The organism is Streptomyces sp. NPDC029151 (genome assembly GCF_055564315.1).
On sequence record NZ_JBVHWQ010000006.1, the window covers coordinates 474,558 to 484,534 of the forward strand.

Here is a 9,977-nt window from a genome sequence, read left to right on the forward strand (position 1 = left end):
ACCGAGTGATGTGGCGTTAGGACACTGCTTTGACCGGGCGGATGTGTCCGGACCCCGTCAAAGCCGTCTCGAACGCCTTATGGATGCCCGAATACGCCCGTAAGGGTGGGGTGCCGGACGGGTGTTCAGCCCGTCCGGACCGGTGTTCAGCCTGGTGCCCTGCCGTTGTCCAGCCCGGCCGGACGGTGGTTCAGCTCCGTCGGCGCGAGGCCTCGTACAGCACGATGCCCGCCGCGACACCGGCGTTGAGGGACTCGGCGCCGCCCGGCATCGGGATGCGGACGCGGAAGTCGCAGGTCTCGCCGACGAGGCGGGACAGGCCCTTGCCCTCGCTGCCGACGACGATGACGACCGGACCCCCCAGGGCCTCCAGGTCACCGAGTTCCACCTCGCCGTCCGCCGCGAGACCGACCACGGTGAGGCCGGCCTTCTTGTAGGCCTCCAGGGTCCGGGTGAGGTTGGTGGCACGGGCGACCGGGGTGCGGGCGGCCGCACCGGCGGAGGTCTTCCAGGCACCGGCGGTCATACCGGCCGAGCGGCGCTCGGGCACGATCACGCCGTGGCCGCCGAACGCGGAGACGGAGCGGACGACGGCGCCGAGGTTGCGCGGGTCGGTGACCCCGTCCAGGGCGACGACCAGCGGGTCCTCGCCCTCCTCGGCGGCGGCGTCGAGCAGGTCCTCGGGGTGCGCGTACTCGTACGGCGGGACCTGGAGGACGAGGCCCTGGTGGTTGAGGCCGTTCGTCATGCGGTCCAGCTCGGGGCGCGGGGCCTCCATGAGGTTGATGCCGCCGCGCTCGGCGGCGAGCTGGAGGGCCTCGCGGACGCGCTCGTCGTTGTCGATGAACTGCTGAACGTAGAGGGTGGAGGCGGGGACGCCCTCGCGCAGTGCCTCGACGACCGGGTTGCGGCCGACGACCAGCTCGGACGTCGACCTGCCGGCGCCGCGGCGCGCTTGCGTGCGGCCCTGGGCACGGCGGGCCTTGGACGCGGCGGCGCGCTGCTTGGCGTGGCCCTTGCGCATCTCGGCGGGCGGGGTCGGTCCCTTGCCCTCCAGGCCCCGGCGCCGTTTGCCGCCGCTGCCGACCTGCGCGCCCTTCTTCCCGGACATGCGGCGGTTGTTCGCGGCCATGAGTTACCCGTCTCTGCTCTCTCGGAAAAAGCGTCTCGTACGTACGTCGTGGACGTCGTGTGCGTCGTTGCGTCGTGTGCGTCTTATGCAGTGTGCCGCCCGGAGGGCCGGGCGGCACAATCGATCAAGGGCCGGTGCTCAGCGGGTGCCGAGGCTCCAGCGCGGGCCCTGCGGGCTGTCCTCGATGACCAGCCCGGACTCCTTCAGCTGGTCGCGGATGGCGTCGGCGGTGGCCCAGTCCTTGCGGGCGCGGGCGGACTCGCGCTGGTCGAGCACGAGGCGGACGAGGCTGTCGACCACGCCGTCGAGGTCCTCGCTCCGGTCGCCGGACTCGCCGGCCCAGTGCGGGTCGAGCGGGTCGAGACCGAGGACGCCGAGCATGGCGCGGACCTCGGCGAGGCGGGCGACGGCGGCTTCCTTGTCGTCGGCGGCCAGGGCGCTGTTGCCCTGGCGGACGGTGGTGTGCACGACGGCGAGGGCCTGCGGGACGCCCAGGTCGTCGTCCATCGCCTCGGCGAAGGCGGGCGGGACCTCGTCGGCCGGCTCGACGGTCTTCCCGGCCAGCTCGGTGACCCGCTGGACGAAGCCCTCGATCCGGGCGTACGCGGACTCGGCCTCGCGCAGCGCCTCCTCGCTGTACTCGATCATCGAGCGGTAGTGCGGGGTGCCCAGGTAGTAGCGCAGCACGACCGGACGCCACTGCTTGACCATCTCGCTGACCAGGACGCTGTTGCCGAGCGACTTGGACATCTTGTCGCCGGCCATGGTGACCCAGGCGTTGTGCACCCAGTACCGGGCGAAGTCGTCGCCGTAGGCCTTGGCCTGGGCGATCTCGTTCTCGTGGTGCGGGAAGATCAGGTCCAGGCCGCCGCCGTGGATGTCGAAGACGGTGCCCAGGTACTTGTGGGCCATCGCCGAGCACTCCAGGTGCCAGCCGGGGCGGCCGGGGCCCCACGGGGTCGGCCAGGCCGGCTCGCCGGGCTTGGCGGACTTCCACATGGCGAAGTCGCGCGGGTCCCGCTTGCCGGTCTCACCGGTGCCCGAGGGCTGCTGGAGGTTGTCCAGCTCCTGCCGCGACAGCTGGAGGTAGCCGGGGAAGGAGCGCACGTCGAAGTAGACGTTGCCGTCGGCCTCGTAGGCGTGCCCGCGCTCGATCAGGCGCTGCATCATCTCGACCATCTCGGTGACATGGCCGGTGGCGCGCGGCTCGTACGTCGGCCGCAGGCAGCCGAGGGCGTCGTAACCCTCGTTGAAGGCACGTTCGTTCTCGTACCCGATCGACCACCACGGCCGGTTCTGCTCGTGGCTCTTGGTGATGATCTTGTCGTCGATGTCGGTGACGTTGCGGATGAACGTCACCTCGTAGCCGCGGTACTCGAACCAGCGGCGCATGACGTCGAAGTTGAGGTACGACCGGATGTGGCCGATGTGCGGTGCCGCCTGGACGGTGGCGCCGCACAGGTAGATCGAGACACAGCCCGGCTTGACCGGGGTGAAGTCACGGATCTGCCGGGCGCTGGTGTCGTACAGGCGAATCGTCACCACTCCAGAGTAGTGGGCGTGAGAGAGTGCCTCACGCCCTTCCCCCGGGATGCCGGGGACTCAGACGCGTCCGACGACCTTCCGCGGCGTGATCCGCACGACGACCCGCTGGGCGTCGTCCTTCGAGGCCGGGTTGAACTCCGCGTAGTCCTTGCCCGTGTACTTCCGGCTCAGTTCGTCGATGAGTTCCGGGCCGCCGTCCGTGGTCATCTCGGCGGTGCCGCGGATCTCGGCGTAGGCGTACGGGTTCTCCGGGTCCATGACGACGACCGTCACCCGCGGGTCGCGCCGCAGGTTCTTCTCCTTGCGCCGGTCGGCCGTGGTGGAGAACAGGAGGTGGTCGCCGTCGCGCTTGACCCAGACCGGGGACATCTGCGGGCTGCCGTCGGGCTGGACGGTGCCGACGACGATGAACACCTTGCCGTCGAGCAGGGATTTCAGGCTGTCGGACAGGACGGCGGACATGGGTACCCTCCGGGTTCCGGCGATCACTGGCGGTCGTGAGGGTACCCTCGCACGCGCTCAGCTCACCCGCACCACGAGTGCCGTCGCCACCGCCATCAGTCCCTCCTCACGGCCCGGGAAGCCGAGGCCGTCGGTGGTGGCGCCGGAGACGGAGACGGGTGCGCCGGCCGCTTCGGAGAGGATCTTCTGGGCCTCGTCGCGGCGCTTGCCGATCTTCGGGCGGGGTCCGATCACCTGGACGGCGACGTTGCCGATGGTGAAGCCCGCCGCGCGGACGATCCGGGCCGCCTCGGTGAGGAGGGTGGTCCCGGAGGCCCCCGACCACTCGGGACGGCCGGTGCCGAAGTGCTGCCCCAGGTCACCGAGTCCGGCGGCGGAGAAGAGGGCGTTGCAGGCCGCGTGGGCGACGACGTCGGCGTCGGAGTGGCCGGCCAGTCCGGGGCCCTCGCCGTCCCACTTCAGGCCGGCGCACCACAGCTCGCGGCCCTCCTCGAAGGCGTGGATGTCCGTGCCGATGCCGACCTGCGGCAGCGGGAACCCGGTCTCAGAAGCCATCGTTGAGCCTCCTGCGGGCCAGGACCGCCTCGGCGAGGACCAGGTCCAGGGGGCGGGTGACCTTGAAGGCCTCCTCGTGACCGGGGACGGCCACGACGGGCAGTCCCAGCTGCTCCACCATGCTCGCGTCGTCGGTGACGTTCTCGGTGACGCTCTCGTGGGCGCGGACGAGGGTGGCCCGGTCGAAGCCCTGCGGGGTCTGCACGGCACGCAGCCGGGACCGCTCGGGGGTGGCGACGACCGGCTCGGGGGCTTCGGGCCCGGCCGCGGGCGCGACCTCCTTGACCGTGTCGGCCAGCGGCAGCGCGGGCACCACGGCGGGGGCGCCGTCGCGTACGGCCTCGACGACCGCGTCGACCGTGTCGACGGGGACGAGCGGCCGGGCCGCGTCGTGGACCAGCACGATCCCGTACTGCGGCGGCAGGGCCTCGAGGCCGAGCCGGACCGACTCCTGGCGGGACTCCCCGCCGGGCACGACGAGGAAGTCCGTGCGCTCGGGGAGCGCGTGCGCGTCGAGCAGGGACTTGACCTCGGCGGCGCCGTCCGGCGGGGCGACGACGATCACCAGGGAGACATGGCGGGACGCGGCGAGGGCGCGGACCGCGTGGATGAGCATGGGTGTGCCGTTCAGCGCGCGGAGCGCCTTGGGGGCGCCCGGACCGAGCCGCACACCCCGGCCGGCGGCGGGAATCACGGCGGCGACGGAGGTCTGCGCGGGCGTGGGGCGTGATTCGTCAGACATCGGTTCCTGTCAGGTTTGTGTGCTCGACCTACGTGGGTATGGCCTGGAGGAGTGCCGGGCGCGACGCCTTGACCGGACCCTTTCCGTGACCCTGGTCGAGCCATCCGCCCGGGCCCGGCACGTCGAGTATCGGGGGGTGTGCAGAGGTTTCCCTGCTGTACAGAGGATCGGTTCCCCGGAGAGCACCCGCTGCGGGGACGAACATGCCGCAGCGCCCGGCGACAGGGTCAGTGTCATCGGGCACCGCGGCATTCCAGTGTGCTGGGCGTGGCGGAAGCGAGGGTTCGCTGCCGCTGCGCGTCAGGAGGCGAGCACCTCGTCGAGCAGGGCCTCGGCCTTGTCCTCGTTCGTGTTCTCCGCGAGAGCCAGCTCGCTCACCAGGATCTGGCGAGCCTTGGCGAGCATGCGCTTCTCACCGGCGGACAGTCCGCGCTCGCGCTCGCGACGCCACAGGTCACGCACGACTTCCGCGACCTTGATGACATCGCCGGAGGCGAGCTTCTCCAGGTTTGCCTTGTAGCGACGGGACCAGTTCGTGGGCTCCTCGGCGTACGGCGCGCGCAGCACCTCGAAGACTCGGTCGAGTCCGTCCTGACCGACCACATCACGCACGCCGACGAACTCCGCATTGTCCGCTGGCACACGTACCGTCAGGTCACCCTGGGCGACCTTCAGCACCAAGTAGGTCTTGTCCACGCCTTTGATCTGACGAGTTTCGATGGCCTCGATCAGCGCGGCCCCGTGATGGGGATAGACCACGGTGTCGCCAACCTTGAACGTCATGTGACAGGTACCCCTTCCGTGGCTATCCAGGGTAACACGGATACGGCGTCTTCTGAATGGCGTTTTCGCAGGTCAGGGCATATCTCGGGGCTTGACAACAGCAACCCGGACGTGCTGCGAGCCGCTCCCGGAAGTGGGTATTCGCAGGTCGGAGGGGCTCTGCAGGCAGGGCGAAACGCCTACGTTACACACCTTCGGGGAGCGCTCCAAGGGGCGAGATGTCACGATTTGTCCGCCCTCAAGGGTGCGACTTCCGCTACTCCGTTCGGCGGCCGGAGGCGGATGTGAGACGAATCCAAAATTGATCAACCGTCGCCGGAGGGGTCCCGGGTGATCAATTTCGGGGGTGGTGGCGCATTCCTTCACGGAAAATCCGCGAGGGGTCTCGAGAGGAGCCGGGAGGGGGTCACCGCCGCGTTATGTGAATGGCGGACGGACGCCTCCGCAATGCAGCCGGGGAGTCACCTGAGCCCGGTGAGGTACCCCCACCTGGACGGAAGCCCGGGGCTTGGGGGAGGGTCGGGTGCGATCGCCTCGGAACGGCTCGGTAACCTGAGGCCGCTGACAGACACTTAGGGCGGCTTTATAAGGGGAGCCGCCCGCGCGTTCAAGGAGTTGCCGCCGCCGTGAGCAGCAGCCTTCGACGCGGCGCCCTCGCCGCCTCCGCCATCGTCTTCTCGATCGCCTCGCTCGCCGCCTGTGGCGCCGGCAACAACTCGCAGACCCTGGAGATCAAGCCGGACAACGCCGCGACCAGCGTCGGCGCCATCAAGATCCAGAACGCTCTGGTCATCACCCAGCCCGACCTGCAGTCGACGGGACCCGCGGTGATCTCCGCGACCCTGTTCAACTCCGGCCGCAGCGACCAGACCCTCCAGTCGATCGCCGTGGAGGGCAGCGGCACGTCCGCCGAGCTGAAGCCCGCCAAGGGCCAGAGCCTGACCGTCCCCGCGGGCGGTTCGCTCGTCATCGGCGGCAAGGACAACGCCGCCGCGACGCTGTCCAGCGGCCGCGAGGCCGTCAAGGACGGCAACGCCCAGAAGCTCACGTTCACCTTCAGCAAGACCGGCAAGGTGAGCCTGAACGCCTTCGTGGTCCCGGCCACCAGCTACTTCGACAAGTGGGGCCCGTCCCAGGTCCCGTCCGCCCCGGCCTCCGCCGGCGGCGCCCCGGGTGCCACCGCCTCCGGCAGCGCCTCCCCCAGCGGCAAGCCGGAGAAGGGGCACGGGGCCGGCCCGTCGGCCACCGCGTCCCACTCGGCCGTCACCCCGAGCGACTCGGCCTCCCAGTCGGCCGCCGGCCACTGACCGGCTGGACGACGAAGCCGTACGACGGAGGGCGGCACCCCGCGCAGGGGTGCCGCCCTCCGTCGTGTCCGTCGTGTCCGTCGTGTCCGGCGCGGCCGGCCCTCGTGACCCGGGGCGTCCGTACGCGTCGGCGCCGTACGGCCTACGGCTCGAACTTGTAGCCCAGTCCCCGCACCGTCACCAGGTACCGCGGCGCGCCCGGGTCCGGCTCGATCTTGGCGCGCAGGCGCTTGACGTGGACGTCGAGGGTCTTGGTGTCGCCCACGTAGTCGGCGCCCCAGACGCGGTCGATGAGCTGCATCCGGGTCAGGACGCGGCCGGCGTTGCGCAGCAGCATCTCCAGCAGGTCGAACTCCTTCAGCGGGAGGTCGACCTTGGAACCGCCGACGGTGACCACGTGCCGGTCGACGTCCATGCGGACCGGGCCGGCCTCCAGCGCGGCCGGGGTGACCTCCTCCGGCTCGCCGCGCCGACGCAGCACCGCGCGGATGCGGGCGACCAGCTCGCGCGAGGAGAACGGCTTGGTGACGTAGTCGTCGGCTCCTATTTCGAGACCGACGACCTTGTCGATCTCGCTGTCCTTCGCGGTCACCATGATCACGGGGACGTTGGAGCGGCCACGCAGCTGGCGGCAGACCTCGGTGCCGGGCAGGCCCGGCAGCATCAGGTCCAGGAGGACCAGGTCGGCGCCGTTGCGCTCGAACTCGTCCAGGCCGTCGGGGCCGGTCGCCGCGACGGCGACCTCGAAGCCCTCCTTGCGAAGCATGTACGACAGGGCGTCGGAGAAGGACTCCTCGTCCTCGACGACGAGCACTCGGGTCACGGAAGGACCTCCGGGGCGGGAAGCGGTTCGTACGGGGATGAGTCGGTGGGACCCGCCTCGTCGTCGAGGTCGGGGTGCTGCTGTGCGCGGTCGCGGGCCGCGCCCGCCTCCGGCAGCCTGAGGGTGAAGGTGGAGCCCTGGCCTTCGGCACTCCAGACCGTGACCTCCCCGCCGTGCGAGGCGACCACGTGCTTGACGATGGCGAGACCCAGGCCGGTGCCGCCGGTGGCCCGGGAGCGGGCCGGGTCGACGCGGTAGAAGCGCTCGAAGATGCGCTCCTTGTCCTTGTCCGAGATGCCGATGCCCTGGTCGGTGACGGCCAGCTCGATCATGTCACCGCCCGGCGCGTTGACCCTGCGGATGGCTATGCCGACGCGGGTGCGGGCCGGGGAGTAGTTGACGGCGTTCTCGACCAGGTTGCCGAGGGCGGCGGCCAGCTGGCCCCGGTTGCCCCAGACGTGCAGGTCGGCCGTGCCGCCGGCGGCTATCGTGATCTGCTTCGTGCCCGCCTGGTGGCGGCAGCGGTCGATGGCCTCGGCGACCAGCTCGTCCACCCCGACCGGCTCGGCGTCCTCCAGCGGGTCGTCGTTCTGCACCCGGGAGAGGTCGATCAGCTCCTGGACCAGGTTGGTCAGCCGGGTCGCCTCGATCTGCATCCGGCCCGCGAAGCGCTGGACGGCCTCGGGGTCGTCCGAGGCGTCCATGACGGCCTCGGACAGCAGGGAGAGCGCACCGACGGGCGTCTTCAGCTCATGGCTGACGTTCGCCACGAAGTCGCGTCGCACCGCCTCGATCCGGCGGGCCTCCGTCAGGTCCTCGACCAGCAGCAGGACCAGGCGGGAGCCGAGCGGGGCCACGCGCGCGGAGACGGCGAGGGCCTCGCCGCGCCCGGTGCCGCGCCGCGGCAGATCCAGCTCGACCTGCCGTATCTCCCCGTCACGTCTGGTGTCCCGGGCCATCTGGAGCATCGGCTCGACGGCGAGCTTGCCGCCGCGGACCAGTCCGAGCGCATAGGCGGCGGAGCTGGCCTTGACGACGGCGTCGGCCTCGTCGAGGACGACCGCGGAGGAGCGCAGCACCGACAGGACGGTGTCCACGCCGGGCGGGAGTACGGGATCGGTGTGCAAGGAAGTCCTGGTGGGTCGCTTCTGGTCGCGTTCGCTCCAGCGGAACGCCAGCATGGCGATGACACCGGTGAGCACCCCGGCGATCGCTGCCGCTGCGGCGACCGCCGCGTTCACGTCCATGGCTCCAGGTTAGGCATGGGGTACGACATGACCACAGCCGTCGAGGTGCGACCTCGAACACTCGTCGCCCAGAGTTCACCTTGCAGCCAGTACCGGTTCATTCGGGGTGGCGGAAACGGACGCGTGCGGGGCGGAACGTGGGAGCGTGGGGACCAAGCACGCCTATGAGAGGGAACCCTGATGCGGGACGCGTACCACGAGGAACTGGACTCGATCGGCGACGGACTGGTGGAGATGGCCCGGCTGGTCGGCTCGGCGATCGGGCGCGCCACGACCGCCATGCTGGACGCCGATCTGAAGCTGGCCGAGAGCGTGATCGAGGCCGACCAGAAGGTCGACCAGCTCCAGCACGACCTGGAGGCCCGGGCGATAGCCCTGCTGGCCCGGCAGCAGCCGGTGGCGACGGACCTGCGGATCGTCGTCACGTCGCTGCGCATGTCCGCCGACCTGGAGCGTTCCGGCGACCTCGCCCAGCACGTGGCGAAGCTGGCGCGGCTGCGCTTCCCGGATCGGGCCGTTCCGCACGACCTGCACGCCACGATCCTGGAGATGGGCCAGCTCGCGCAGCGCCTGATGGCGAAGGCGGCCGAGGTGATCGTGACGAAGGACGTCGATCTCGCGCTCCAGCTGGAGCAGGACGACGACGAGATGGACCTGTTGCACCGCACGCTCTTCCAGCACCTGATCGACGACCGCTGGAAGCACGGCATCGAGACGGCCGTGGACGTCACCCTGCTGGGCCGCTACTACGAGCGGTACGCCGACCACGCCGTGGCCGTCGCCAAGCGGGTGGTCTACCTGGTGACCGGCGAGCACGCGGACGATCTGCAGCAGGACATCCAGCCGGTGACGGGGACCGAGGGCGCGTGAGCCGTGCGGCGCCGTACGCCGAGGCCGCCGGCCCGGGCCGGGGGTCGCGTGAGCCGTGCGACGCCGTAAGCCTCCGGAGCCCTGGGAGGCCGCGTGGGTCCCGTGGGACCGCGCAGGTCCTCCACGCGCCCGGCCGGTGCGGGCTCGCGGACGTCTGAACGCCTCCGTGCGCCGTTGATGCGCCCGGCCGAACGGGCATGGAATGGGCGAGGGCATCCCTGCCCAAGGTCTAGGAGGGTCCCATGGCCGAATCCCCCAGCACCACGCCCGATCCCACGCAGGAGCGCGAGACCGAGCAGCCCGCCGAGATCAGGAGCCTCCCGTTGTTCGGCGCCTGCGGTTGCGGCTCCGGATGCGGCTGCGGGTGCCAGTCGGGCAACCCCTGCCAGTGCGGCTGAGCGACACCGCTCGACGGCAGCGGGGGGGGGGGGGGGGGGGGGGGGGGGGGGGGGGAGGAGGGGGGGGGGGGGGGGGCAGAATTGGCAGAGGGGAGGAGGGGGGGGGGGGGGAG

Annotated in this window: 11 protein-coding genes; 3 read left to right on the plus strand and 8 right to left on the minus strand. The window is 70.9% G+C overall.

Annotated features, from left to right (window positions below):
- Nucleotides 1–190: 190 nt before the first annotated feature.
- The 6 genes from rlmB to ACZ4VF_RS24575 form a co-directional block, all read right to left on the minus strand.
- A complete protein-coding gene (gene rlmB / locus ACZ4VF_RS24550) occupies nt 191–1,132 on the minus strand; it encodes a 23S rRNA (guanosine(2251)-2'-O)-methyltransferase RlmB (RefSeq protein ID WP_467928532.1) in 942 nt (313 codons plus the stop codon).
- Between the two features lie 138 nt (nt 1,133–1,270).
- A complete protein-coding gene (gene cysS, locus ACZ4VF_RS24555; RefSeq protein ID WP_467928534.1) occupies nt 1,271–2,674 on the minus strand; it encodes a cysteine--tRNA ligase in 1,404 nt (467 codons plus the stop codon).
- 60 nt (nt 2,675–2,734) lie between these two features.
- Complete coding sequence (locus ACZ4VF_RS24560) at nt 2,735–3,139, minus strand: PPOX class F420-dependent oxidoreductase (RefSeq protein ID WP_467928535.1); 405 nt, start codon at nt 3,137–3,139, stop codon at nt 2,735–2,737.
- Between the two features lie 57 nt (nt 3,140–3,196).
- Entirely contained in the window at nt 3,197–3,694 is a 498-nt protein-coding gene (gene ispF / locus ACZ4VF_RS24565) for a 2-C-methyl-D-erythritol 2,4-cyclodiphosphate synthase (RefSeq protein WP_467928537.1), read from the minus strand.
- Nucleotides 3,684–4,436 carry a 2-C-methyl-D-erythritol 4-phosphate cytidylyltransferase gene (ispD, locus tag ACZ4VF_RS24570; RefSeq protein ID WP_467928538.1) on the minus strand — a complete coding sequence of 251 codons (753 nt, stop codon included), beginning with the start codon at nt 4,434–4,436 and terminating at the stop codon, nt 3,684–3,686. Before ispD ends, ispF begins: the two co-directional genes overlap by 11 nt.
- A gap of 300 nt (nt 4,437–4,736) precedes the next feature.
- Nucleotides 4,737–5,219, minus strand: coding sequence for a CarD family transcriptional regulator (locus ACZ4VF_RS24575; RefSeq protein ID WP_003953493.1), 483 nt, complete (start codon nt 5,217–5,219; stop codon nt 4,737–4,739).
- A 626-nt stretch (nt 5,220–5,845) separates the two neighbouring features.
- Between ACZ4VF_RS24575 and ACZ4VF_RS24580 the strand changes: the two genes are divergently transcribed.
- A complete protein-coding gene (locus tag ACZ4VF_RS24580) occupies nt 5,846–6,526 on the plus strand; it encodes a copper chaperone PCu(A)C domain-containing protein (protein WP_467928540.1) in 681 nt (226 codons plus the stop codon).
- A gap of 142 nt (nt 6,527–6,668) precedes the next feature.
- Here ACZ4VF_RS24580 and phoP read toward each other — a convergent pair whose 3' ends face one another.
- The gene (gene phoP, locus ACZ4VF_RS24585; protein WP_014673455.1) at nt 6,669–7,349 is read right to left on the minus strand and encodes a two-component system response regulator PhoP; all 681 of its coding nucleotides are present in this window, start codon (nt 7,347–7,349) and stop codon (nt 6,669–6,671) included.
- On the minus strand, nt 7,346–8,596 hold the full coding sequence (gene phoR, locus ACZ4VF_RS24590; protein WP_467928542.1) for a two-component system sensor histidine kinase PhoR: 1,251 nt from the start codon (nt 8,594–8,596) through the stop codon (nt 7,346–7,348). Before phoR ends, phoP begins: the two co-directional genes overlap by 4 nt.
- Nucleotides 8,597–8,776: 180 nt before the next feature.
- On the opposite strand from phoR, the gene phoU reads away from it, so the two are divergent.
- On the plus strand, nt 8,777–9,466 hold the full coding sequence (phoU, locus tag ACZ4VF_RS24595; protein WP_467928544.1) for a phosphate signaling complex protein PhoU: 690 nt from the start codon (nt 8,777–8,779) through the stop codon (nt 9,464–9,466).
- Nucleotides 9,467–9,708: 242 nt separating this feature from the next.
- Entirely contained in the window at nt 9,709–9,864 is a 156-nt protein-coding gene (locus tag ACZ4VF_RS24600) for a hypothetical protein (RefSeq protein ID WP_208032937.1), read from the plus strand.
- The last annotated feature ends 113 nt before the right edge of the window (nt 9,865–9,977 follow it).